At 72.7% G+C, this 24,515-nt stretch carries 20 protein-coding genes; 11 read left to right on the top strand and 9 right to left on the bottom strand.

Annotated features, from left to right (window positions below; all coding sequences use genetic code 11):
* The first annotated feature begins 101 nt into the window (after window positions 1-101).
* Together OG617_RS05060 and OG617_RS05055 are read left to right on the top strand one after the other, a co-directional pair.
* Window positions 102-1,508: a flavin-containing monooxygenase gene (locus tag OG617_RS05060; RefSeq protein WP_405099105.1), complete on the top strand. Its 1,407-nt coding sequence runs from the start codon at window positions 102-104 to the stop codon at window positions 1,506-1,508.
* Window positions 1,509-1,534: 26 nt separating this feature from the next.
* Entirely contained in the window at window positions 1,535-2,329 is a 795-nt protein-coding gene (locus tag OG617_RS05055; protein WP_405104113.1) for an alpha/beta hydrolase, read from the top strand.
* Window positions 2,330-2,376: 47 nt separating this feature from the next.
* On the opposite strand, the gene OG617_RS05050 is transcribed toward OG617_RS05055, so the two are convergent.
* On the bottom strand, window positions 2,377-3,795 hold the full coding sequence (locus OG617_RS05050) for a trehalose-6-phosphate synthase (protein WP_405099103.1): 1,419 nt from the start codon (window positions 3,793-3,795) through the stop codon (window positions 2,377-2,379).
* Between the two features lie 260 nt (window positions 3,796-4,055).
* Window positions 4,056-4,883, bottom strand: coding sequence for a DUF308 domain-containing protein (locus OG617_RS05045; RefSeq protein WP_405099101.1), 828 nt, complete (start codon window positions 4,881-4,883; stop codon window positions 4,056-4,058).
* A gap of 245 nt (window positions 4,884-5,128) precedes the next feature.
* On the opposite strand from OG617_RS05045, the gene OG617_RS05040 reads away from it, so the two are divergent.
* Window positions 5,129-5,839, top strand: coding sequence for a lysophospholipid acyltransferase family protein (locus OG617_RS05040; RefSeq protein WP_405099099.1), 711 nt, complete (start codon window positions 5,129-5,131; stop codon window positions 5,837-5,839).
* Between the two features lie 39 nt (window positions 5,840-5,878).
* Here the strand turns inward: OG617_RS05040 and OG617_RS05035 are convergent, their stop codons facing one another.
* Together OG617_RS05035 and OG617_RS05030 are read right to left on the bottom strand one after the other, a co-directional pair.
* On the bottom strand, window positions 5,879-9,463 hold the full coding sequence (locus OG617_RS05035) for an ATP-binding protein (protein WP_405099097.1): 3,585 nt from the start codon (window positions 9,461-9,463) through the stop codon (window positions 5,879-5,881).
* A 481-nt stretch (window positions 9,464-9,944) separates the two neighbouring features.
* Entirely contained in the window at window positions 9,945-10,637 is a 693-nt protein-coding gene (locus OG617_RS05030; RefSeq protein WP_161690328.1) for a Crp/Fnr family transcriptional regulator, read from the bottom strand.
* 236 nt (window positions 10,638-10,873) lie between these two features.
* Between OG617_RS05030 and OG617_RS05025 the strand changes: the two genes are divergently transcribed.
* The 7 genes from OG617_RS05025 (at window position 10,874) to OG617_RS04995 (ending at window position 18,237) form a co-directional block, all read left to right on the top strand.
* Complete coding sequence (locus OG617_RS05025; RefSeq protein ID WP_405099094.1) at window positions 10,874-11,371, top strand: polyadenylate-specific 3'-exoribonuclease AS; 498 nt, start codon at window positions 10,874-10,876, stop codon at window positions 11,369-11,371.
* A 79-nt stretch (window positions 11,372-11,450) separates the two neighbouring features.
* Complete coding sequence (locus OG617_RS05020; protein WP_405099092.1) at window positions 11,451-11,954, top strand: pyridoxamine 5'-phosphate oxidase family protein; 504 nt, start codon at window positions 11,451-11,453, stop codon at window positions 11,952-11,954.
* 165 nt (window positions 11,955-12,119) lie between these two features.
* The gene (locus OG617_RS05015; RefSeq protein ID WP_405104112.1) at window positions 12,120-13,148 is read left to right on the top strand and encodes a 6-phosphofructokinase; all 1,029 of its coding nucleotides are present in this window, start codon (window positions 12,120-12,122) and stop codon (window positions 13,146-13,148) included.
* 186 nt (window positions 13,149-13,334) lie between these two features.
* Entirely contained in the window at window positions 13,335-14,153 is an 819-nt protein-coding gene (gene proC / locus OG617_RS05010) for a pyrroline-5-carboxylate reductase (RefSeq protein WP_405099090.1), read from the top strand.
* Window positions 14,154-14,217: 64 nt separating this feature from the next.
* Complete coding sequence (locus OG617_RS05005; RefSeq protein WP_405099088.1) at window positions 14,218-14,568, top strand: DUF2203 domain-containing protein; 351 nt, start codon at window positions 14,218-14,220, stop codon at window positions 14,566-14,568.
* A 125-nt stretch (window positions 14,569-14,693) separates the two neighbouring features.
* Window positions 14,694-17,552 (top strand): BTAD domain-containing putative transcriptional regulator, encoded by a 2,859-nt coding sequence (locus tag OG617_RS05000; RefSeq protein WP_405099086.1) that lies wholly within the window; start codon window positions 14,694-14,696, stop codon window positions 17,550-17,552.
* A gap of 169 nt (window positions 17,553-17,721) precedes the next feature.
* Window positions 17,722-18,237: an RICIN domain-containing protein gene (locus OG617_RS04995; RefSeq protein WP_405099084.1), complete on the top strand. Its 516-nt coding sequence runs from the start codon at window positions 17,722-17,724 to the stop codon at window positions 18,235-18,237.
* A 517-nt stretch (window positions 18,238-18,754) separates the two neighbouring features.
* Here OG617_RS04995 and OG617_RS04990 read toward each other — a convergent pair.
* The 3 genes from OG617_RS04990 to OG617_RS04980 are packed head-to-tail and all read right to left on the bottom strand — an operon-like array spanning window position 18,755 to window position 21,190.
* Entirely contained in the window at window positions 18,755-19,288 is a 534-nt protein-coding gene (locus OG617_RS04990) for a flavoprotein (protein ID WP_405099082.1), read from the bottom strand.
* Window positions 19,285-19,977, bottom strand: a complete 693-nt coding sequence (locus tag OG617_RS04985) for a 5-formyltetrahydrofolate cyclo-ligase (RefSeq protein ID WP_405104111.1) — start codon at window positions 19,975-19,977, stop codon at window positions 19,285-19,287. The genes OG617_RS04990 and OG617_RS04985 overlap by 4 nt, the downstream gene beginning before the upstream one ends.
* Before the next feature lie 46 nt (window positions 19,978-20,023).
* On the bottom strand, window positions 20,024-21,190 hold the full coding sequence (locus OG617_RS04980) for a helix-turn-helix transcriptional regulator (RefSeq protein WP_405099080.1): 1,167 nt from the start codon (window positions 21,188-21,190) through the stop codon (window positions 20,024-20,026).
* A gap of 246 nt (window positions 21,191-21,436) precedes the next feature.
* Here OG617_RS04980 and OG617_RS04975 point away from each other — a divergent pair, with 246 nt between their 5' ends.
* Window positions 21,437-22,843, top strand: coding sequence for an FAD-binding oxidoreductase (locus OG617_RS04975; RefSeq protein WP_405099078.1), 1,407 nt, complete (start codon window positions 21,437-21,439; stop codon window positions 22,841-22,843).
* Window positions 22,844-22,867: 24 nt separating this feature from the next.
* Here OG617_RS04975 and OG617_RS04970 read toward each other — a convergent pair whose 3' ends face one another.
* The gene (locus OG617_RS04970) at window positions 22,868-23,701 is read right to left on the bottom strand and encodes an exonuclease domain-containing protein (RefSeq protein WP_405099076.1); all 834 of its coding nucleotides are present in this window, start codon (window positions 23,699-23,701) and stop codon (window positions 22,868-22,870) included.
* A 195-nt stretch (window positions 23,702-23,896) separates the two neighbouring features.
* Window positions 23,897-24,496 carry an NADPH-dependent F420 reductase gene (locus OG617_RS04965; RefSeq protein WP_405099074.1) on the bottom strand — a complete coding sequence of 200 codons (600 nt, stop codon included), beginning with the start codon at window positions 24,494-24,496 and terminating at the stop codon, window positions 23,897-23,899.
* Window positions 24,497-24,515 lie beyond the last annotated feature (19 nt).

Raw genomic sequence — 24,515 nt, 5'->3', positions numbered from 1 at the left:
TCCCGGAGCGTCCGACCCTCCACAGGGGCTGGACAAACCGGTCGGGTTACCGGAAGGATTTCGCAGCGACCGGCACTCGTGCCGCACCTAAGGAGAATCCGGTGTCCCCCTCCACCGATCCCGGCAGCCCCGAGCCGGAAGCGGCGACGCTCGCCCCGAACCGGGACGGCCGCCCGATTTCCGACCGGGGCGACACGGTCTGCGTCATCGGGGCCGGGGCCAGCGGTCTGACCGCCGTCAAGAACCTGCGCGAACACGGCTTCGGCGTCGACTGCTACGAACGGGAGACCGGCGTCGGCGGCGCGTGGAACTGGCGGCACGACCGCAGCCCCGTGTACGCCAGCACCCACCTGATCTCGTCGCCGCCGTTCACCCAGTTCCCCGACTTCCCGATGCCGGACGACTGGCCGGACTACCCGCACCACAGCCAGCTGCTGTCCTACTTCGAGCGCTACGCCGACCACTTCGACCTGCGACAACACGTCTGGTTCGGCACCGAGGTGGTCCGGGTCGAGCCGGTCGACGGCGACCGCTGGGACGTCACCACCCGCAGCACCGGCGGGTACGGCCCGGAGCGCACCTCCCGGTACGCCGCCGTGGTCGTCGCCAACGGCCACAACTGGTCGCCGAAGCTGCCCCGCTACGAGGGGCTGGAGGAGTTCCGGGGCGAGATCATGCACGCCTCGTCCTACAAGGACCCGGCCCAGTTGCGCGGCAAGCGGGTGCTGGTCGTCGGGGCCGGCAACACCGGCTGCGACATCGCGGTCGAGGCGGCCCAGCAGGCGTCCCACTGCTGGCACTCCACCCGCCGCGGCTACTGGTACGCCCCGAAGTACGTCCTCGGGCGCCCCACCGACCAGGTCAACGACCGCCTGCTGGCGCTGCGGGTGCCGCTGCGGATCCGGCAGTGGCTCTACCACTGGACGCTGCGGCTCACCGTCGGCGACCTGACCCGGTTCGGCCTGCCGAAGCCCGACCACCGGGTCTACGAGACCCACCCGATCGCCAACAGCCAGCTCGTCTACTACGTCGGCCACGGCGAGGTCGCCCCGGTGCCGGACGTGGCCCGGTTCCACGCCAAGGCGGTGGAGCTGACCGACGGCCGCCGGATCGAGCCGGATCTGGTCGTCTTCGCCACCGGTTACCTTCCCCGCTTCGAGTTCCTCGACCCGAGGATCCTCGGCGACGCCGACGGGTCGGGCCGGCCCCGGCTGTGGCTCAATGCCTTCGCCCCCGGCCATCCGACCCTCGCCGTCGCCGGCCTGGTCCAGTCCGACTCGGGGATCTTCACCCTGTCGCACTGGCAGACCGTGCTCTTCGCCCGGCTGCTCGCGCTGCGCCTCACCCGGCCCGACCGGGCCGCCGCGTTCGCGAAGCGGGCCGCGGCCGGGGTCGGCGAGCGCTACTCCGGCAAGGTCAAGGACAGCAGCCGGCACTGGTTCGAGGTCGGCCACGCCGACTACCTGCGCGCCGTGCAGCGCGCGATGTACGACCTGGAGGAGAAGTGAGCGGCGGCGGGGAGCGGGTGCGGATCATGCGGGGCCGGGAGTGGGCCCACCCGGTCCGCCCGGCCCGCCGCGAGGTGCTCAGCGTGCTCCCCGAGCTGGAGCAGGGCCGCCCCCCGCTGCTGTTCGTGCCCGGCTTCGGGCACGGCGCGTGGGCGTTCGCCGAGCACTGGCTGGAACACGCCGCCGGGCGCGGCTTCCCGGCGTACGCGCTGAGCCTGCGCGGGCACGGCGGCAGCGAGCCGGCGCCGGAGGCGACGCTGCGGGCGTACACCCACGACGTGACGCAGGTGGCGGCGGGCCTGCCGCGCCAGGCGGTGCTGGTGGGGCACGGCGCCGGGGCCCTGGTGGTCCGGCACGCCCTGGCCCGCTACCCGGCCCGGGCGGCGGTGCTGGTCGCCCCAGTGCTCGGCGAGTGGGGGACGCTGGGCGCCGCGCTGCGCCGCAATCCCGGCGGCACCCTGCCCGCCCTGGTCGGCGGCGGGCTGCGGCTGAGCCGCCGGCAACTGTTCAGCCGCGAGCTGCCCGACGCCGAGGCCCGCCGGTACGCCGCCCGGCTCGGCCGGGCCGGCCGGCGCGCGCAGTGGCAGTTGCTGACCCACCGTGACCCGGAGCCGGCCGTGGGTCACCCTCCGGTGCTGGTGCTGGGCAGCCCCGACGACCGGGTGGTCCCGCCGGCCGCGCTGACCCGGGCCGCCCGGCGGCACGGCGGCGCGCCGCTGCTCTTTCCCGGGATGGGGCACGACCTGATGCTGGATGCCCGCTGGCGGGAGCCGATCGACGCGATCCTGGACTGGCTGGAGAAGGAGCACACCCCGGCCTGACCCGCGCCGGCGCGGCCTGAGCGGGCCTGGGCGGAGGGGCCGGCCGGTCAGCCGGTCGTGCTGATGTGGTTCAGCAGCGAGCCGCCGTCGTCGAGGGCGCTGAGGTAGGAGCGCGCCCAGGCGTGGATGTCGTTGCGGTGCAGGTGCTCGCGCATCGCGCGCATCCGGGCGGTGACGTCGGCCGGGTCGGCCTGGAGCGCGGTCAGCAGTTCCTGTTTGAGCCCCTCCAGGTCGTGCGGGTTGACCAGGTACGCCTGCGGCAGCTCCGCCGCCGCGCCGGCGAACTCGCTGAGCAGCAGCGCGCCGGTGTCGTCGACCCGCGCCGCCACGTACTCCTTCGCGACCAGGTTCATCCCGTCCCGCAGCGGGGTCACCGCCATCACGTCGGCGATCCGGTAGAGCGCGGCCAGCTCGGCCCGGTCGAACGGCTGGGTGAGGTAGTGGATGGCGGGCTCGCCGACCCGGCCGAACTCGCCGTTGATCCGCCCCACCTCGCGCTCGACCCGGTCGCGGAGGATCTGGTACTGCGTCACCCGCTCCCGGCTGGGCACCGCCACCTGCACCAGCACCGTGTCGCGCACCTTGACGTGCCCGCTGGCCAGCAGCTCGCTGTACGCCTTGAGGCGCTGCTCGATGCCCTTGGTGTAGTCCATCCGGTCGACGCTGAGGATGACGTGGTCGGGGTCGCCGAGGTCGCGGCGCAGCCGCCGGGCCCGGGCGGCCACGTCGGGGCGGCCCGCCAGGGCGGCCATCTCGGCGGTGTCGATCGAGACCGGGAACGCCCCGATCCGGACCACCCGGTCGCCGACGGCGACCCGCCGGTCGGTCGCCGGCAGCTCCAGCACCTTGGCCACCAGTTGGGCGAAGTTGTGCGCGGCCTGGGCGCGCTGGAAGCCGATCAGGTCGGCGCCGAGCATGCCGCGCAGCAGCTCGGCCCGGCGGGGGAGCTGCATGAACAGCTCCGGCGGCGGGAACGGCACGTGCAGGAAGAAGCCGATCCGCAGGTCGGGGCGCAGCTCGCGGAGCAGGCCGGGGACCAGTTGCAGGTGGTAGTCCTGCACCCAGATCACCGCGCCCCGCTCGGCCACCTCGGCCGTCGCCTCGGCGAACCGCTGGTTGACCCGCTGGTACGCCTCCCACCAGCGGCGGTGGTACTCGGGCTGCTCGACCGCGTCGTGGTACAGCGGCCACAGGGTGGAGTTGGCGAAGCCCTCGTAGTGGTCGCGGAGATCCTCGGAGCTCAGCGGCACGGTGTGCATCCGGACGCGGTCGACGTCGGGCAGGGCCGGCGCCGGCCCGGTGCCGCCCGCCCAGCCGACCCAGGTGGCCGGGGTGTGCCGGAGCAGGGGGTGCAGGGCGCTCACCAGCCCGCCGGGGCTGCTCCGCCACTCGCAGGCGCCGTCGGGCGCCACACTGTCGTCGATGGGGAGGCGGTTGGCCACCACCACGAGTGAACTCTGTCGCATCTCGGGCATTCCGATCAGCAGAGACCGACCACCACGAGCGAGGAACAACCGGGCAGTCAGTGGGGGAATTGACGTACAGCGGTATTCCTACGACAGTAAGTTACACCACTGTTACGCCTTTCGCGGCGGCGGTGGGCGTCCCGCAATTCGGGCACCCGGCGTCCGTGCCCGGGAACGGTACGCGACGGAGCGTGAGCCTGCCGCCTGCGGGCCCGGGCGCGATCATGGGCCGGGACGGTGGGCGGGGTGCGCGGGGTCGGTCAGACCTGGGCGCCGTTGTCCGGGTCGTCGTCGGAGTCACCGGGGCGCAGCCGCCAGATCAGCGTCACGAAGCCGGCCAGTATCCCGGTGAACCCGAACAGGGTGACCACCGACGAGTCCACCGGCAGCAGCGACGGCCTCAGGAAGAGCACGAAGCCGACAATGATGGCGAGCACGCCGGCCACCGCGTACTTGGAGATCCGGGGCAGGGGCGGGGGCGGCGGCGGGGTGTAGCGCTCCTCCGCGTCGTCGGGCAGGTCGGCGCCGAAGGTGTCCAGCCCGTCCAGCAGCGACGGCTCGTCCTGCCGGCCCTGGCCCACGGAGACGCCGGAGATGTCGGCGGCCCAGGGCAGCCGGCGCACGTCGGTGGCGGTCCCGCCCTCGTCCACCCCGACCCGGCCGGCTCCGCCCGCCGCCGGCTCACCCGGCTCGTCGTCGACGTCCTCCGCCGCCGGCCAGGGGTGCGCCCCGGCGGCCGGGGCGGTGTGGAAGCCGGCCACGATGCGGGCCCACTCGGCGTCCACGTCCGGCTCGTTCCGGGCCGGCTCGGCGGGGGTCTCGTCGGCGAGCTGGGTGAGGTAGTCACGTGCCGTGGTCAGGTGCGACCGGTCGACGTAGAGCCGGTCGACCGGCCGGGACGGAACGGTGGTGGTGCGGGTGACGGGGTTCAGGTCGGCCGACGGTTGGAGGTACGCCGCGATGCCGCCGGCGGCCAGCACGTCGAGCAGATGCTCGCCGACGCGCGGATCCACGTCGCCGGCGACGGCGTACTCGCTCGCGTCGAGCCCGTTGTCCCGCCGCCCTCGGCGGGCCCCACCCGCTGACACCGGACATCCTCCCTCGGCGCACCTCACGGTGCGGTCGCCCCGGCGCCCCGCACGCCGTGCCCTGAATCGTGACACGTCGGGGCCCCGTTCCGGGAGTGCGTTGTGGCGTGCCGCTCCTGGTTCGTAGGCTCATGGCCGACGGTCCCGCTCGCCGACGGCGCCCCTGCGGGCCCGCCCGGGCGCTTTCCCGGCGCCCGGCCCGCCGGCCGCGATGGCGTCGCGGCCACCTCTCGGGAAGGACATTGGTGCTGTACTGGCTGATGAAGTACGTCATCCTCGGCCCCTTGCTGAGGCTGATCTTCCGCCCTCGGGTCGAGGGCCTGCCCCACGTGCCCGACGCCGGGCCGGTCATCCTCGCGAGCAACCACCTGTCCTTCTCCGATTCGATCTTCACGCCGCTGGTCGTCAAGCGAAAAGTCACATTCATCGCCAAAGCGGAGTACTTCACCGGTAAGGGGCTCAAGGGCTGGCTGACGAAGATGTTCTTCGTCGGCTCCGGCACCATCCCGGTGGACCGCTCCGGCGGCCAGGCCGGGCAGGCCGCGCTGGACACCCAACTACGCGTCCTGCTCGCGGGCGGCATCGCCGGCATCTACCCCGAGGGCACCCGATCGCCCGACGGCCGGCTCTACCGGGGCAAGACCGGGGTGGCCCGGCTGGCGCTGGAGAGCGGTGCCCCGGTCGTCCCCGTGGCGATGCTCAACCTCGACGAGATCCAACCGCCCGGCAAGCTGATCCCGAAGGTCGAGCGGGTGCGGATCCGCTTCGGCGCCCCCCTGGACTTCTCCCGGTACGCCGGGCGGGCCGGCGACCGGTTCGTCGAGCGCGCGGTCACCGACGAGATCATGTACGAGCTGATGGAGCTCTCCGGGCGCGAGTACGTCGACGTCTACGCGCAGAAGGTCAAGTCCCGGCCGCCCGCCGAGACGTCCCCACAGGAGGCGGTCGCCGCCTGACGGCGAGTGCCGGGCGAGTGCCTGGCGGCGGCGGGAGGGCTACCCCTCCGGGGCGACGCCCGCGAGTCGGAGCAGGCCCGGCGCCAGGTTGCGGGCGGCGAACTCCCGCACCTCGGCCAGCACCTCGGCCGCGTCCGGCGGGTCCACCTCGCGCAGGGTGGGCAGCGCGAGCGCGAGGGCGAGCGCGTGGTCGGTGACGTCGCCCATCCGGCGGTACTGTTCGGCCGCCGACCGGAACAGCCCTGCGGCGGCGAGGGTGTCCCCGGCCGCCCGGGCGAGCGCGGCCTCCGCCTCCTGGCCGGCGGCCAGGGCCCACGGGGTCGTCCGTGGCGAGCGGGCCAGCAGCTCCCGGACCTGTCGGGCGGCGTCCCCGCCGAGCACCACCGCGACGTGCCCGATCGCGGGAACCCACTCGGCGAACGGGATCATCCGGCTCCGCCGCCAGTCGTCGTCCAGCTCGGCGAGCAGCCGCAGCGCCTCGGCATCGCGTCCCTGCACCGCCCGGCAGAGCGCGGCGTGGGCCAGCGTCGAGCGGAGCACCCGGTGGAAGCCCGAGCGTCGGGCGGCCAGCACCGCCCGCTGCACCTGATCGCCCTCGCCGCCCTCCTCGGCCGCGCCCCCGCCCCCGACGGCCGCGCCCCCACCCGCCCCGCCCCCGTCCGGGCCGGTGGCGGCACCCGGCCCGGTGGCGGCAGCCCCGGCCCGCTCCGAGTGGTCCCGCAGCGCCCGCAGCCAGCCGGAGACCGCGACGATGTGCAGGTCCCACTCGGCGGTGGGCCGCCGGGTCGACTCGGCCACCAGCGCCGCCGCCGAACCCCAGTCCCCGGCGTAGTACGACCGGGCCCACTGGTCCTCGAAGCTCGTCGCCAGGCTGTGCTCGCCGCCGAGGTCCAGCGAGCGTTGCTCGTCCACCAGCCGGGCCGACCCGGCCAGGTCGCCCTCCTCCTGCAACACCCAGGCCAGGTTGTGCACCGCCCGGCGACGGCTGGTCAGCCGCTCCACCCGGCAGTGCTCGGTGATCTCGGCCAGCTCGGCGTACGCCTCGCCGACGCCGGACATGTAGCGGGCCACGGCGAGGGTGATCTGGGCGTTCGCGCTCACCTCGCGCAGTTGCAGGCGCTCGGCGAGCCCGGCGGCGGTCCGGGCCGCCGCGCAGGCCGGGTCGGTCTCCGCGTTGAGCATGTGCACGCGGGCCAGTTCCAGCAGGGCGCCCGCCTTCTCCTCGGTGTCCGGCAGGTCGACGTAGATGCCCAGCGCCCGGTCCAGGCAGCGCAGCGTCTCCGAGCGGTCGGCGCGGCTCCACGCCGCCGTGGCGAGCAGCGTCCAGGCCCGGGCCGCCCCCGTCCGCTCGCCGGCCTCGGCCAGCCGGTCGGCCAGCCCGGTCAGTTTGCCGGTGCCCCCGGCCACCAGGAACGCGTCGCCGTCGCGGTAGAACGCCAGCTCGGCGTCGAACAGCTCCAGCGTCGGGTCGGGCCCGCCGGCCAGGGCCAGCGCCCGCCCGACCAGGGTCGCGGCGTTGTCCAGCGCGTGCAGCTCGTTCGCCCGCCGAGCCGCGCGGTGCAGGGCGGCCCGCGCCGCCGGGGCGTACGGGGCGGTGTCCAGGCCGACGGTGCGGGCGATCTCGTGCGCCGTCCAGCGGTGGTTGGCCAGCACCTCGACGAGGTCGTGCTGCCGGCCGTCGGTGACCTGCTCCAGCCAGTCGGCGGTGTGCTGGTGGCGCAGCACCCGCTCGGCCCGGGGAAGCCGCTGGTAGCAGACGTCCCGGACCAGGATGTGCCGGAAGCGGTACTCGGGCTGGCCGGGCATCGTCGAGGTGGGCTGCTCGTACACCAGGTCGCGGCGTTGCAGCCGGTCCAGCGCCCGCTCGACCCACTCCACCGGTCGGCTCAGTGCGGTGGCCACCGGCCCCGGCCAGAACTGCACGCCGACCACCGCGGCGGCCTGGAGCACGGCCCGGTCGGACGGGTCGAGCAGGTCGAGCCGGTTGGCGATGACCGCCTGCACGGTGCGCGGCATCCCCGGGGAGCCGGCCGGGTCGAGCCGGACGTCCGGCCGGGTCGTGGCGAGCAGCCCGCCGTCGAGCAGCATCCGGGCGTACTCCTGGGCGTAGAGCGGGTTGCCGTCGGCGAACTCGATCAGTGGCCCCCGGGACTCCGGCGACAGCGTGGCCTGCCCGAGCAGCAGCGAGTAGAGGGTGTCGATGTCCGCGTCGTGCATCGGCGGCACCGAGATCGACATCGCCCCGCTGATCGTCCCGGTCCAGGCCGGGTGGCGCTCCCGCAGCTCCGGGCGGGCGGTGGCCAACACCAGCAGCGGCACGCCGCGTGCCGCCGCGCCGAGCTGCTCGACGAAGGCGAGCATGGACTGGTCGGCCCAGTGCATGTCCTCGAAGACCAGCACCGTGGGGCCGGCGGCGGCCAGGGTGAGCAGGAACCGCCGCCAGGACGCCTCGGTCTCGCCCGGGGTGAGCCGTTCGCCGGGCAGGCCGATCAGCGGGCCGAGCTGACCGGCCAGCCGGACGCCGTGCCGGTCGGCCAGCCCGCCCAGGCGGCGCCGCAGCAGGTCGTCGAGGGCCGCCGGATCGTCGACGTCCGACACGCCGACCCACCCCTTGACGATGTCGGCGAGAGCCGCGTACGCGACGTTCTCGCCGAACGGCGGGCAGTGCCCGACCAGCCAGGTGACCGGCGGCCCGGGCCGGCTGGCGGCGTGTCGGGCCAGCTCGCGCAGCAGGCGGCTCTTGCCCACCCCGGCCGGGCCGAAGACGGTGACCAGCTGCGAGGTGCGCTCGGTGATCGTCCGGTGTAGGGCGTTGACCAGCAGGCCGCGCTCGTGTTCCCGGTTGACCATCGGGCTCAGCTCGGCGGTGCTCAGGTCCCGCTGGGGCAGCGCGCGGACGGCCAGCCAGATCCGGCTGACCGCCGAGCGGCCCCGCAGCGTCACCGAGGGCTGGACGGCGTACTCCATGTCGTGCCGGGTGGCCGTCCAGGTGCTCTCGTCCACCACCACCCCGCCGGAGGGGGCGAGGGACTGCAACCGGGAGGCCGTGTTCACCACGTCCCCGGTGACGAAGCCCTGCCCGCCGTCGCGGGCGGCGGAGAGGTCGACCAGCGCCTCGCCGGTGGCGATGCCGACCCGGAACCCGAGCGGCGGGTGCGGGCCGGCGGGCTGGCGGGCCAGGTTCCGTTGCAGCTCCAGCCCCGCGCGTACGCAGCGCAGTGCGTCGTTGTCGGTGGCCACCGGCGCCCCGAACAGCGCCATCACCGCGTCGCCGATGTACTTCTCGACCACCCCGCCGTACTGGTGCACCAGCCGGCGCACCGTGGCGAAGTAGCCCTGCTGAAGGCTGCGGGCCTGTTCCGGGTCGGCCCGTTCGGCGTACGTCGTGAAGTCGACGATGTCGATGAACAGGACGCTGACCTGGCGGCGGTCCTCCTGCGCCGCCACCGGCCGGTCGTGCAGCGGCTGGCCGCAGCTGGTGCAGAAGTTGGCCTCGGCGCCGTTGGGGTGCCCGCAGTGGGCGCAGCTCCGGCTCAATGCCTGCCCGCACCCGCCGCAGAAGCGGTCGTCGGGACCGGCTCCGCGTGAGCAGTGTCCACACTTGAGGTCGATGGTCGGCTCCATAGCGCGAGGTGGCCCCAGTATCACGCTCCCGCCGCCGAGTCGGCTACCCGATATGTGGGCGGACTGTGCGGCTGATCGGGCCACACTAAGCTTCCACTCAGGAGATACACCGTCAGGAGAGTGCCGTGCACGTACGACTGTCCGCCCCGTGGACGGATTCGCGCGGGACCGTGTGGGCCCCGGGCGACACGGTAGAGGTCGACGCCGTCACTCTCGCCTCACTGGAGGAGCAAGGCATGGTAGAAGCACCGGACGGCCAGGGCACTGGCCCCGAGAACAGCACGAACACCACGTCGACGCCCCCGCCGACGCCCAAGCCGACCGATCCGACAAAGATCGGTCCTGGCCCGGGCGCGCCGCCCGCGGACGAGCCGGGCAACTGAATAACGGGACACGTCAATAACCGTTGAAAAGGGCCGGCGGGCCTCGCCCGCCGGCCCTTTTCGTCGTCAGCGGGTCCGCTGGGCTCGACCGGAGTGGCTCAGCGGTCGTTCATGCCGGCCCGGCGGCGCAGTGCCCCCACATCGGTGACCACGATCCGCCGGCCCTCGGTACGCAGCCAGCCACGGCTGGCGAACGAGCCGATCGCCTGGTTGACGCTCTGCCGGGAGCCGCCGGCCATCTCCGCGAGCTGGCTCTGGTTGAGCTCGATCGTGATCATCGGGGCCTGGCTCTCGCCCGCCAGCCGGACCAGCGTCTTGGCGACCCGACCGGGCAGGTCCAGGAAGACGTGGTCGGCGTTCTGCTCGGTCAACCGGCGGATGAGCCCGCCGAGTGAGCGCATCACCGCGTCGAGGATGCGCGGGTTGGAGTGCACCAGCTCCATGAAGGCGGGGCGGGACAGCGCGAGCGCCGCGGAGTCCTCGATCGCCTCGGCCGACGCCGAGCGGGTGGACGCGTCGAGCAGGGAGACCTCGCCGAGCACGTCCGGGGGTCGGATCACCGACAGCACGGCCCGTTCACCGGTCGGCGCGGTGCGGAACACGGCCACCGCGCCCCGGCGCAGCACGATCAGCGACTCGCCCGGGTCGTTCTCGACGAAGAGCAGCTGGCCCTTGCGGTACGTCCGCGGCACCGCCGCCGCGATCACCCGCTGGCGCACCTCCGGCTCGAGGCCGGCGAACATGTCGACGCCGGTGAGGGCGTCACCCGGCTCCGGCAGGCGCATCTCCACGGCCCAACCCCTCCCCGGTCAAGGACCACAACTCGCAGCCGGGTGAACCTGACAGCCCCGGTACGAGGTTCTGAACCGGTTCGGCGTCCGGTAGCGGTACACATCAGATCATGACGGCCCAGTCGCTTGCTGTACACCCCTGGAAACACTTCCGTGACACTCCCGAGCTGCGGCGAAGGGCGGCGGGGCGGGCCCCGGCCGACGGCGGGTGACGCGGGTGGGCCAGGATTGGCCCGATGGTCTACCGCTATTTCTACGACTGCGAGTTCATCGAGGACGGGCGCACCGTCGACCTGGTGTCGATCGGCGTCGTCGACGAGAACGGGCGCGATTTCTACGCCGTCTCCACCGAGTTCGATGACTCCCGGGCCGTGCCCTGGGTGCGCCGCAACGTGCTGGACAAGCTCCCCTCGCCGGCCGACCGGGCCTGGCGGTCGCGGGAGCGGATCCGCGACGACCTCTACGAGTTCCTGGTCGAGCCGGTCCGGGACCGGCCTGGCGAGCAACTGGAGCTGTGGGCCTGGTACGCCGCGTACGACCACGTGGTGCTGGCCCAGCTCTGGGGGGCGATGCCGGCGCTGCCCCGGGAGATCCCCCGGTTCACCAAGGACCTGCGGCAGCTCTGGGACGACCGGGGGCGGCCGCCGCTGCCGAACGCCGACGCCGCCCGGCACGACGCGCTGGTCGACGCCCGGCACAACCTCGCCCGCTGGCACGCGATGACCGCCCGCTGACCTTCGTCGGCTCCTTCAGGTTTGGTCGGGTCCGTCCCGGGCACCGCCTCGACATCCGGTCGATCGAGGGGGTACCGCCATGAGCAGCGAGCCGACAAGTGTCGCCGACGCCCGGCGCCGGGTCACCGAGCTGGTCCGCGAGGCGCGGATCTGCATGCTGACCACCATCGGCCTGGACGGGCGGCTGGTCAGCCGGCCGATGGGGCTCCAGGCGGCGGAGTTCGACGGCGACCTGTGGTTCTTCGCCCACGCCGACTCGGCGAAGGTCCGCCAGCTCCGGGTGAATCCGGAGGTCAACGTGGGCTTCTCCGACCAGCGGAACAACGCCTGGGTGTCGCTGTCCGGCACCGCGCAGGAGGGGTACGACCGGGCCCGCGCCGAGCAGCTGTGGAACCCGTTGCTGAAGACCTGGTTTCCGGACGGCCCGGACACCCCCGGCCTGACGCTGATCAAGGTGCACGCCAGCTCCGCGGAGTACTGGGGCTCGCCGAGCGGCACCGTGGTCAACCTGCTCGGCTTCGCCCGGGCGGCGGTCATCGGGAAGCAGCCGAGGGCAGGGCAGAACCGGGAGGTGACCTTCTGAGCGGCAGGCGGGGCTGCCTGGGGCGCGCGGTCGCGGTGCGGATACGGCGGCTACAGTCGCACTGACGGCCCGCCCCGGGCCGGCAATGGCGCCGATGGTCTGGTCTGACACATATCCTGGGGCAAATCGGGCTTCACCTGATGCTCCAGGAGGATGATGCAGATCATGCGTATCGGCGTGCTCACCGGCGGCGGCGACTGCCCAGGTCTCAACGCGGTAATCCGGGCGGTGGTCCGCAAGGGCGTCGCCAACTACGGTCACGAGTTCGTGGGCTTCCAGGACGGCTGGAAGGGGCCGCTGGAGGGCCTGTCCAAGCCCCTGGGCATCGCCGAGGTACGGGGCATCCTGCCGCGCGGCGGCACGATCCTCGGCTCGTCCCGCACCAACCCGTTCAAGATTGAGAACGGCGTCGAGCGGATCAAGGACAACCTTGCCGCGCAGGGCGTGGACGCGCTGATCGCGATCGGTGGCGAGGACACCCTCGGTGTCGCCACCAAGCTGTACGAGCTGGGCGTCAATGTGGTCGGCGTGCCGAAGACGATCGACAACGACCTCGGTGCCACCGACTACACCTTCGGCTTCGACACCGCCGTCAACATCGCGATGGAGGCGATCGACCGGCTGCACACCACCGCCGAGAGCCACCACCGCACCCTGGTCGTCGAGGTGATGGGTCGGCACGCCGGCTGGATCGCCCTGCACGCCGGCCTGGCCGGTGGCGCCAACGTCATCCTGCTGCCGGAGCGGCAGTTCGACGTCGAGCAGGTCGCCGGGTACGTCGAGAAGCGCTTCCAGCACCAGTACGCCCCGATCGTCGTGGTCGCCGAGGGCGCCCAGCCGCTGGACGGCCAGATGGTGCTGCACAACCAGCAGCTCGACTCGTTCGGCCACGTCCGCCTCGGCGGCATCGGCCAGTGGCTCGCCGAGCAGTTGGAGGCCAAGACCGGCAAGGAGGCGCGGACCGTCGTGCTGGGCCACATCCAGCGCGGTGGCACCCCGACCGCGTTCGACCGGGTGCTCGCCACCCGGCTCGGCCTCCAGGCCATCGACGCGGTGCACGAGGGCGACTGGGGCAAGATGGTCGCGATGCAGAGCACGGACATCGTCCGGGTGCCGCTGGCCGACGCCACCCGTGAGCTGAAGACCGTGCCGCTGGAGCGGTACGGAGAGGCCGAGGTCTTCTTCGGCAGCTGACGCCCACGCGGCGCGTGCGGCATTCCCCCACGTGGGGGGCGCCGTACGCGCCGCCGGGCTCCCGCCGCGGCCGGTCCAGGGCGTCCGCGGCGGCCGTCGCGCCGGCCGCGGCCCGGGTCGGGCGTCCGACCGGGCGACGGCGACACCCTGGAGCGACGCGAGGCGGGCGACTGAGGGGGTACGGCCATGGCGGCGGGGACACACACCGTGGCGGTGATCGGGGCCGGCAAGATCGGCGAGCTGATGCTCTCCGGGCTGCTGCGGTCCGGGTGGCCGGTGGAGCGACTGCTCGCCACGGCCCGGCGGCCGAGCCGGGCCGAGGAGCTGACCGCCCGCTACGGCGTCCGGGTGGTCGACAACCTGACCGCGGTGGACGAGGCGGCGGTGCTGGCCATCTCCGTGAAGCCGCAGGACGCCGCCGCCCTGCTCGACGAGATCGGGCTGAAGGTGCCGGCCGACAAGCTGGTCATCTCGCTCTGCGCCGGCCTGCCCACCGCCTTCTTCAACCGGCGGCTGCCCGAGGGCACCCCGGTGGTCCGGGTCATGACCAACACCCCCGCCCTGGTCGACGAGGCGATGAGCGCGATCTCGGCCGGCGCGCACGCCACCGGCGAGCACCTGGCCCTGGCCGAGGAGATGTTCAAGCCGCTGGGCGCGACCGTCCGGGTCCCCGAGTCCCAGCAGGACGCCGTGACCGCCCTGTCCGGCTCCGGGCCGGCGTACTTCTACCTGCTGGTCGAGGCGATGATCGACGCCGGCATCCTGCTCGGCCTGCCCCGGCAGGTCGCCCACGAGCTGATCGTGCAGACCGCGATCGGCTCGGCGGTGATGCTGCGCGACTCCGGCGAGCACCCGGTCAAGCTGCGCGAGGCGGTCACCTCGCCCGCCGGCACCACGATCTCCGCCATCCGGGAGCTGGAGAACCACGGCGTCCGCGCGGCCATGCTCGCCGCGCTGGAGGCGGCCCGCGACCGGGCCCGGGAACTGGCCGCCCAGTCCGAGTAGACCGCCCGGTTCCGTCAGCGGCCGGCGGGGCACGTCGGGCACCCGCGTGCCCCATACTGTCGCGGTGTTCACACTCGCCCAGGCGCGGTACCTGGTGGCCACCCTGCACCCACGTGTCGACGAGCTGATCCGGCTCCGGGCCGACCTGGCCGAGCTGCGGGCCGACCTCGCTGACGGTGGGCTGAGCCCGCTCGGCGGCCTGGCCGAGGTCAAGGGCCTGGAGGCCCGGCTGCACGGGATCGTGGACGAGCTGCACGAGCACGACATCCAGGTCAAGGGCATCGCCCCGGTGCTGCTGGACTTCCCCGGCGAGCGGGCCGGCCGCCCGGTCCTGTGGTGCTGGCTGGAGGGCGACTCCGACGTGCGGTGGTACCACCGCGTCGAGTGCGGCTTCGCCGGCCGCCGCCCCGTGTGAGCGCAGGACACCGCGCCGGCGACGACCGTCCGCCCCGCGACGGTCCGGTGTCCGACTGAGCCGCCTGAGGCCGGCTGCCTCGCCGTTAGCCTGAGCACGTCTTTGCTCGAAGCGGGGGCGGGTCAATGCAGGTCAGGCTTCTCGGACCGGTCGATGCGATGGTGGACGACACGCCGCGAACGGTTTCCGGCCTGCGCCGAAAGGCCGTGCTCGCCGTGCTTGCCCTGCACTCGGGCGAGATCGTCAGCACCGACCGTCTCGTCGATGTGATCTGGGGCGACCGGGCGCCCGCGACCGCACCGAACACCTTGCAGAGCCATGTGTCCTACCTGCGCCGGACGATCGGCGTACGGAACGTGATCGTGGCGCGACCGCCCGGCTACGAGCTGAACGTGCCGGGTGAGGCCACCGACGTCGAGGCCGCCGAGCGCCTCATCCGCGCCGGTACGCGCACCGCCGACCAGGCGTACGGCCGCTCGTGCCTGCGGACCGCGCTCGGTCTGTGGCGCGGTCGGTCGCTGGTGGACGTCGCCGGCCTTTCCTGGCTGCACGAGCAGGCCGAGCGCCTGGAGCACGTCCGGCTGGTGGCGGTACGGGCCCTCGCGGATGTCCGGTTGGCCCTCGGCGAGCACACGCAGCTCGTTCCGGAGCTGGACCAGCTCAGCCGGGAGCACCCGCTCGACGAGCACATCTACCAACAGCTGATGCTGGCGCTCTACCGCACCGGCCGGCAGTCCGATGCGCTGGCGACGTACCGGCGGCTGCGTAGCATGCTCCGCGAGGAGTTGGGGATCGAGCCGAGCCCGGCCCTGCGCGAGCTGGAAGGCGCCATCCTGATCCAGGACCCGGCCCTCGACCCGGCCCCGCCGCCGATCGAGGTGGCCGTCGGTGCGGGGCGTCCGTCGATCCCCGCACACCTACCGCCCCCGGTGCGTGCCTTCGCCGGCCGTGCCGCCGAACTCCGCCGGCTCGACGATCTGCTCGCCGGGACAGCCGAGACCGGTCCGGCGGCGGTGGTCATCTCGGCCGTGTCGGGAACCGCGGGGGTGGGCAAGACGGCACTGGCCCTGCACTGGGCCCACCAGGTCGCCGACCGTTTCCCGGACGGGCAGCTGTACGTGAACCTACGCGGATTCGACGCCGGCGGCTCAGTGCTGGACCCCGCCGAGGCTGTGCGGGGGTTCCTGGCCGCGCTCGGAGTTCCGGTGGAACGCATCCCGGCGGACTTGCCGGCGCAGGCTGGTCTCTACCGCAGCCTGCTGACCGGCAAGCGGGTCCTCGTGCTGCTGGACAACGCCCGTGACGCGGAGCAGGTCCGTCCGCTGCTGCCCGGCTCGGCCGGCTGTTTCGCCGTGGTGACCAGCCGCAACCAGCTCACCCCGCTGGTCGCCATCGAGGGCGCCCACCCGCTCGCTCTGGACGTGTTGCCGACCGCGGAGGCCCGGGATCTGCTGGCCTGCCGACTGGGTGCCGACCGGGTGGCCGGGGAACCGGACGCGGTGGACCAGATCATCACGAGTTGCGCACGGCTGCCCCTCGCGCTGGCCATCACCACCTCCCGGGCCGCGACCCGCCCCGGCTTTCCGCTGGCGGTGCTCGCCGAGGAGCTGCGGGATGCGGCGGGTGCCCTCGACGCCTTCGACGGCGGGGACCCGGCCACCAACGTACGGGTGGTCTTCTCCTGGTCCTACCGCGCGTTGGGCCAGGACGCCGGCCGGTTGTTCCGGCTGCTGGGTCTGCATCCCGGCCCGGACATCGCCGTGCCCGCCGCGGCCAGCCTCGCCGGCATCGCGCCGCGCCAGGCGCGGGTCCTGCTGGCCGCGCTGGCGCGAACGCACCTGCTCATCGAGCACGCGTCGGGGCGGTACCTCTTCCACGACCTGTTGCGGGCCTATGCCACCGAGCTGACCCACGACCTCGACAGCGAGGCCGACCGGCGCGCGGCGGTGCGCCGGCTGCTCGACCACTACCTGCACGTCGCGTACGCCGGTGCCCGGCTGTTGCAGCCGTTCCGTGAGCTGATCGACCTGGAACCCGCCCTGCCCGGCGTCACGACGATGTCGCCGGCGGACGCCGAGCAGGCGATGGCCTGGTTCGACATCGAGCATCCGGTGCTGCTCAACGCCGTGGCCCGGGCGGCCGAGGACGGTCTGCACGGACACGCCTGGCGGCTGGCCTGGACCCTGTCCGACTTCCTGGACCGCAAGGGACACTGGCACGACTGGGTGGTGACCCACGAGACCGCGCTGGCCGCCGCACATCGGTTGGCGGACCTTCGGGCCGCCGCGAGGGTCCACTGCGGCCTTGGCCGCGCCCGGGCCCAGCTGGGCCGGTTCGCCGACGCCCATGCCCACTTCCGGTGGGCGGCCAGCCTGTCCGGCCAGCTCGACGACCCGGCCGGTCAGGCGCACGCCGACCGCAGCATCGCCTGGGCGTACTCCCAACAGGGACAGCACTGGAAGGGACTCGTCCACGCGCTGCGCGCGCTCGACCTGTTCGAATCGGTCGGCGACCGTCCGATGCAGGCCAGGGCCCTCAACGGGGTCGGCTGGCAGTACGCCCAACTGCGCGACCACGGACAGGCCCTGCGCTACTGCCAGCGGGCGTTGGGCCTGCTCCGCGAGGTCGGCGACCGCTTCGGCGAGGCCAACACCTGGGACAGCCTCGGCTACGCCCACCACCACCTCGGCGAGTACCAGGAGGCCACCGCCTGCTACCGGCGGGCGGTCGAGTTGTTCCGCGACGTCGGTGACCGCTACTACGAGGCCGACACGCTCAGCCATGCCGGGGACAGCCAGCAGGCGGCAGGCGACCTGGACGCCGCAGGCCGGTCCTGGCTGCGGGCCCTGGGCATCCTCGACGCACTCGGTCACTCCGACGCCGAGCGGGTCCGCGTGAAGCTGCGCCGGTTCCCACGACCGCCGCAACTGCTCGGCCCGGCTTCGCCGAGCCACCTGGACGCCGGTTCGTTGACCGCGCCATAGCCGTTTCAGCGTCGCGTCAGGCCCGTTTCAGCCCTGGCCCCCAGAGTTACGGAGACGGCGCGAACGCGCCCGACCGTTAAAGGGCCGGCCGGCTGTCCGCTGGCGGACGGCGACACCTGGAACACCACCACCGGGCGGCCGAGCCGGCATTCTTTGGAGGACGAAGAACATGAAGCACCGACGCGGGTTCGCCGCACTACTGCTCGCCGCCGCGGGCTCGACCGCGGTCGCCCTGGCACCCGCACAACCGGCCAGCGCGGCCACCTTCTACACGATCCAGAACTTCGGCAGCGGCAAGTGCATCCAGCCGCCCCCGGCCAACTCCACGGACATCGGCGTGCAACTCGTGCAGATGACGTGCAACGGGAGTGCCGCCCAGCGTTGGGCGCCCATCTCCCTCGGCGGCGGGCAGTACCGGTTCCTGAACCAGAGCACCGGCGGATGCCTGGACGCCCACGGCCCGAACGCCAACAAAACCCCCGTCGACACGTGGGCCTGCAACAGCATCAGCAACGAGAAGTGGCAGGTCACCCCCGCGATCCCCAACTCCGTGCCGGCCCGGATCGTCTCCGCGATCGGCAGCCGGTGCCTCGACGTGGCGGGCGGGTCACCTGCGGACGGCGCGCCCATCCAGATCTACGCCTGCACCGCCGACAACCCCGCCCAGGTGTGGCTGATCCGTTAGGGCGTGTGTCGAGGCGCGGGAGACGCGCGGCCACGTCTCCGCGGCAGGCAAACGCGTACGCCACCAACCGGAACCGACCGGTGCCCTGACGATCAGCGGAGACCTACCAGCTCCGGAGCGTTCCAGGGCCGGGCGGCCTCCCGGGAACCGCCGTTGATCGGCCAGGCGCGCAAGGTCGTGCTCGATCCCGGAAAGTGTGGCCTCCTACCCGCAACGAGGCCACACTTTCCCTGATCGAGCACGACCTTGTTCCCTGATCCAGCACGATCGAGTCGAGGTAGGTCGACTTCGACACAGGCTCGGGCCGGCTGACGCGCTCGCGCGACCGAGGCGTCCCGTCATCGGGCCGGACACGGTGACCAGGGGTCGACGAGTTGCTTCGTCGACCCCTGGTCACCGCCTGTCTCGCAGGCCAGCGGGCGACGGCGGACGGTGAGCCGCTCTACCGCTCGTGGGGATTCGCCCCCGCCGCCGGCCAGACGTTGCGCCTCAGCCTGCCCCGGCCAACTGACAGCGGTCACGTGTCGGCGGCCGGAAGATGACGCCTCAGCCGTTCGTTCACCACGTGCCACGGGTGGTCGTCGGCGGTCGTCCTCGGCCGTAGGGCCTCTGTCTCCGTGAACTCCACGCCGGCTGCGGCGAGCAGCCGGACGTGTCCGGCGTACGAGGGGTGCGCCGTCATGCTCTGCTTGACGTACGGGGAGGCGAGGATCGGCAGGCCCGACATGAGTAGCTCGTTGAGAATGCCGAGGGCGACGCTGTCGTTGATGCCGAGCGCCCACTTGTTGACCGTGTTGAAGGTCGCGGGTGCCACCAGGACGGCGTCGGCCTCGGGGTGCACGGCGGGCTCTCCGGGCGTCCGGGGCGTCCAGCGGACGGGGTGACCGGTCCGCTCGGCCAGGGCCTCCCTGTCGATCCAGGTGGCGGCCGTCGGCGTGGCGATCACGCACACCGTCCAGCCGTCGCGCATCAGCAGCTCGACCAACTCGCCGATCCGCTGCGCGGGGGGAGCGGCGCACACCACCAGGTACAGGACCGGATGGTCGGTCACGTCTTCGACCGCGTCGCGGCACGAGCGGCAAGGACTGGGATCGCGGCCACCTTGGCCGGATCCAGGCTGTCCCAGTACAGGCCGGCGGGGCGGTGAGCCGGTGGACACTCGACTATCTCGTTCGGGGTGACGATCAGGTCGACTCTGAAGTCGTGCGCGGCCTCGGGTATCGGCCCATTCACGATCTGTAGTGGATGAACGGTGGTCGCGAGAATGGTGGATGGGCTGACCAGCCCTGCCTCGGTGAGTAGGGCCACCTCGATGTCTGAGTAGCCCGCACCCTTACCGATTCGTGCTCCATCGCGGTTGACAGCCACGCTGCCGCAGATGACCAGGTCGACAGGTGGCATCTCGCCCACGCCGACCTTCGGCGCATGCCGGGCTGCGCCTTCGCTGGTCACGATGCGTTCCGGTCGGTCCGTGAGGTTGCGCGGGTCGAGGAGGTAGAAGGGCTGGATGTCAGCGATTCTCGGTACCGCCATGTAGAGCCGTTTGCCTTCGGCGAGAGCCAGCAACCTTACGGGCAGTTGGGCCTTGTCGGGATTGCACTTGATGACTCCTGCTCGCTGCCATGAGGGGTGGCTGGCGAGCCGTTCTGCGGCCGCTTCGGCGCCGACGAAGTTCGGAATTCGTCCGGCAGCGCCGGGAGGATGAGCAACTCCTGATTGGTCGAGCCGGGACCAGACCATCTCGCGCACGGCCAGCTTCGCGTCTTCGTGGCTCACTCGGGCCTCCTTAGGCAACCATCAGGTCCAGCGTGCGGTCCATGATCTCCTGTACGTCTGTTCGGTCCCGCCATGCTCGCAGCTCACGATTCGCCCTGAATAGGACGTTGACGGCTCCGCCTCCCCGGGTTACTTCCACTACATCGATCGCCCCATGCAACGCCTCAACCGCGCCTTCCAGGTCCCGTAGCCGTAGGCGAGCGAGGCCGAGGTTCGCCAGTGCGATTCCGTACGACTTCTTGCGGTTGCGGGCGGTCGGTAGACCAGCGGCGAGGAGACACTGAGCGCGCAGGGGGTTCCCCAGGAAGAGATGACAGGAGCCTGCTATCCGATGTAGCTGCCCGGCTGACACGAGCGAACGGGCGGGATCGGCGTCATCAGCTTGACTCAGCTGCTGTTCGGCCTCACCGAGGCTTCGTTCGCAGTCCATGGTCTCGCCCATCATTGCGCTTGCCTCGGCTACATGCAGCAGGGCAGAGGCCCTCATGGCATGGCTCCCACTGCGTCCGGCAATTTCGGCGGCGTGACTCGCCCGGGCCAACCCAGCGGCCGGATCGCCCTCGCCGTAAAGAGCCACAAAGCTGAGGCGAAGCCATGCTTGGGCCTCAGCATCCGCATACCCGCTTTGCCGAGCAGCGTTGGCCGCCCGGTCGTAGTAGCTGGCGGCTGTCGCGTTGTCGCGTCGCTGCGACGCGTCCCAGATCAGCTGGCCCATCAATGTTGCAGAGCCCGCCTCCACCCTTCTCAGGGCTCGGCGCACTCCTTCACCTCGGGCATTTGAGCAGAGAAAGCGCACTTCGTGGCACAGGCGGCCGGCCTCTGGAAGCACAGCGGTTGAGGGAGCCGTGTCGTAGCTGTCGTTCAAACGCTCAAGTTCGAGCCGTAACTGCCGAACGGCTTCGAGGTCAACCGATGCAGGACGGTTCCGGAGGGCGGCGAGGCGATCCGATGTCGACCCGCTGCCGTCTTCAACCCGGTCCAGCATCCTCGTCAACTGTTCCAGCGTCACGTTGAGGGCATCGGCGAGTTTTGGTCGTATCCAGGGTTGAGGTTCCGACTCGGTGCGTTCCCAGCGGACGACGGTGGTGCGGTCGACGCCGAGCTTCTCCGCGAGGCTCTCCTGGGTGTGACCGACCGTTTTCCGGCGCTGGGCAAGGCGGTGTCGCTTGGGGGCCATCGCGGCACCTTCCGTCGCGGACTGTGATCGGGCAGCACTACACAGTTACCTGTCTGGTGATCGGGATGCAACACCTGTGCCGCTGTTTCGCCGAGTTGCCGCACTGGGGCCGACCCGTGCCGACGGCGAGGGTGGAGGCATGGCCCGGGGCGGGTGCCGGGCTCCGGTGGGAGCGTCACCCCGAGCGCTTCCACCGCCCCCGCCCGCCCCGGTGCCGCTCCACTTCTCAGCCAACGGAGGCCAGCGGTGACGTACCGGATGGGGTTGTTCGGCCGGCTCGGGCCGGCAGGGGTGCGCGACGCGGTGACGCGGTGGCTGCGGCTGGTGGCTGCGGACGCCGACCTGTCGCCGTACCTCGTCGGGGTCGATCGGACCCGGCTCGCCGGGCACCTGGCGCTGACCCTCACGACGGCGCTCGGCGGCCCGGCCGGCGGCATCGCCCGCCCGGCGGCGGGCGCGTGGCGCGGCCTCGGGCTCACCGAGGCGCAGCACCGGCGGGTGGTCGACTACCTGACCGGGGTGCTGCTGGCGCGCGACCTGCCGGCGGCGGCGGTCGAGGCGGCGGGCCGGGCGTTCGCCGACGAGGCCGGGCCCCCGGCGACAGGCCAGGCCACGTCGTGGGCGGCGACCTTCCGGTACGCCGACGTGGCGGCCCGCCACTTTCGGGCGGCGACGGGCGGTGGCCCGCAGGGGCGGGACGGGCCGCTGCTGTTCGCGAGTCTCGCCCGGCTGGTCGACGGCGGCGACGACCCGGCGGGGCGGGCAGCCCTGCTGACGGTGCTGGGACGGGCCCGGCGGCGGTACGGCCTGCGACCCGAGCACGCCGAGTCGATCGCCGACGCCCTTCTCGCCGCGTCGCCTCGGAAGGAGCGGTGGACGCCGGAGCTGACCACCGACTGGCTGTTTCGCTGCCGCGAGGCGCTGCGCGAGCTGCCGCCGGGCGGGACCGGGCCGGCGTGGTGGTCGGCCCGGGTCGTCGACCACGACCGGGCGGGCGACAACGTCGCGATCCTGACCGTGCAACCGGGGGAGCGCCTGCCGCACCGGCCCGGCGAGGCTGTCCCGGTCTGCACACCCCGCCGGCCCGGCGTCTGGCGCTGGTACTCCCCGGCCAACGCCCCGCGCCCCGACGGAACCATCGAGCTGCACGTCCGCGCGGTCGCCGCCGGCGCCGTCTCCCGCAGCCTCGTCCACGAGGTACGCCCCGGCGAGCCGCTCTGGCTCGGCCCGCCCGCCGAGGTCGGGCTGACCCTCCACCCGCGACCCCGCCGGGACCTGCTCCTGGTCGCCGGGGGTACCGGCCTCGCGCCGCTGCGCGCCCTCGTCGAGCAGGTCGCCGCCGCCCCGGACGGCCGCCGGGTCACCCTCGTCGTGGGTGCCCGCACCTTCGCCGACCTGTACGACGCGATCAGCCTGGACAGGCTCCAGTGCGCCCACGGCTGGCTGACGATCGTGCCGGCGTTCTCGCACGACGTCCTCGCCGAGCCGGCCGAGCGGGGCGACGCCCTGACCGTGGCCCTCGATCACCACGAGCCCGGGCAGGAGGTGTACGTCTGCGGGCCGCCGGCCATGCTGGCCGGCGCGCGGTTGCGGCTGCGCGCGGCGGGGGTTCCCGCCGAGCGCAGCCGGCTGCCCGAGACCTTCACCCGTTGACGGCTGCCCGCGGCCGGTCCGCCGTCAGCCGCGCGGCTTCGTCTCCAGGGGCCACTGCGTGCTGACCGTCTCGTTCCGGCCCTGCCGGTCGAAGTAGCTCTGGAGGTCCCGGGACTGCTCGGCGTACCAGCCGATCTGCGCCTGGTGCAGCAGGTCCGGCCGCATCCGGGCGATGCGCTCGTGTCGGGCCGCGATCGACCGGGCCATGTCGGCCGCCGCCCGCGCGTCGCTGGCCGCCTCGTGGGCGGTCTCCAGCGTGACCTCGTAGTACCGGCACAGATCGCCCAACTGCTTGCTGCCGTACCAGCGGGGCTCGACCTCCTTGTGCAGCACCGACGGGTCGATGATGACGGCTCGGTCCCAGTCGATGGCGGGCAGGCCGTGCCGGGCCAGTTCCGTGTGCAGGGCCGTGACGTCGTACGGGGCGCAGAAGGCCACCAGCGGGATTTCGTCGGCGATCAGCTTGGCGACCGCTGTGCCCAGATCCGCCAGCGCCTCGCGGGTGGGCTGGCCGCCGCCGCGGACCATCTCGTCGGTGATGCCGTGCCGGGCCGTCGCGTCGGCGGGGATCGGCACACCCGGGTCGATGAGCCACTCCTGCGTCGTCCCGTCCGAGTGGACCAGGGCAGCGGAGATGATCCGGGTCTCCGCCGGCTCGGGCAGCGTGCCCTCGAGGTCGAAGCCCACCACCGGGAGGTCGTGCCACCCGGCGTGACGGCCGACCGGCGGCGCGACCCGGACCGGGACGCACCCGTGGTGGTACGAGTTCCAACGACCATCGACGTTGACGGCCTGACCGGCGCCGACCTCCACCCGTGCGCTGCACGTGCCGCAGCGCCCGGCGTACTTGTTGATCATCTCGGAGATCTCCTGTGGGAAGTGCTTGTGAGTCTGGAGATGATCTTCGAGTACGTGCCGGGCGGGCGGCTGTCCGGGATCGCCGACGATCGGCCCGAGTGCCGCTCCGTTCGGACGGCCGGATCGGGAGGGTGGAGGCGGGTGCGCGACTGTGGGGCCCCTTGGGTCCGCCGAGGCGTTCACAAGGGGCCCTGCTCACTTCTCAGGCGTCGGCGTAGCGGCGGGCGGCGGCGAGAGGGCCGCGCGCAGCTTCTCCGCGTCCACCCGGGCGGGAACCTCGAAGGCGGCCGCCGGGTCGGCCGAGTAGAGGCCGGCGTACGCGGTGGAGTCCCGCTGGAACCGCCAGCCCTCGGTGAGCGGGCCGGCGTCGACCGTGTCGTACCCGAGGGTGTCGAGGAACGCGGTGACGGCGGCCTTCGCAGTCGCGTCGTCGCCGGCGATCGGCAGGGCGCTGCGGTCGGCGGCGCCGGTCGGGCGGGCCAGGGCGAGCAGGTGCCCGGAGTAGATGTTGTTGAAGCCCTTGACCACCCCTGACTTCGGCAGGTGCCGCTGGAGCAGCTCGCTGGTGGTGGTGGACTCGTCGTCCAGCTCGGGGAAGTGGCCGTCCCGCTCCGGGTAGTAGTTGTTCGTGTCGATCACGACCTTGTCGGCGAGCGGGGCGGCGGGCACGTCGCGGTAGGCCCGCAGCGGGATGGTGACCACGACCAGGTCGCCCGCCGCCGCTTCCCGACCGGTCCGGTGGGTTATCGCCTTCTGCCACTCTGGACGGTTGCGGACCGAACCACCCCTATTCACCCCTGTAGGCAATCGGTGA

This window comes from Micromonospora sp. NBC_01412, from assembly GCF_045040215.1.
GTDB classification, from domain to species: Bacteria; Actinomycetota; Actinomycetes; order Mycobacteriales; family Micromonosporaceae; genus Micromonospora; species Micromonospora rubida.
Note: the sequence above shows the minus strand (reverse complement) of the source record. Positions and strands in the feature narration are given on the sequence as shown.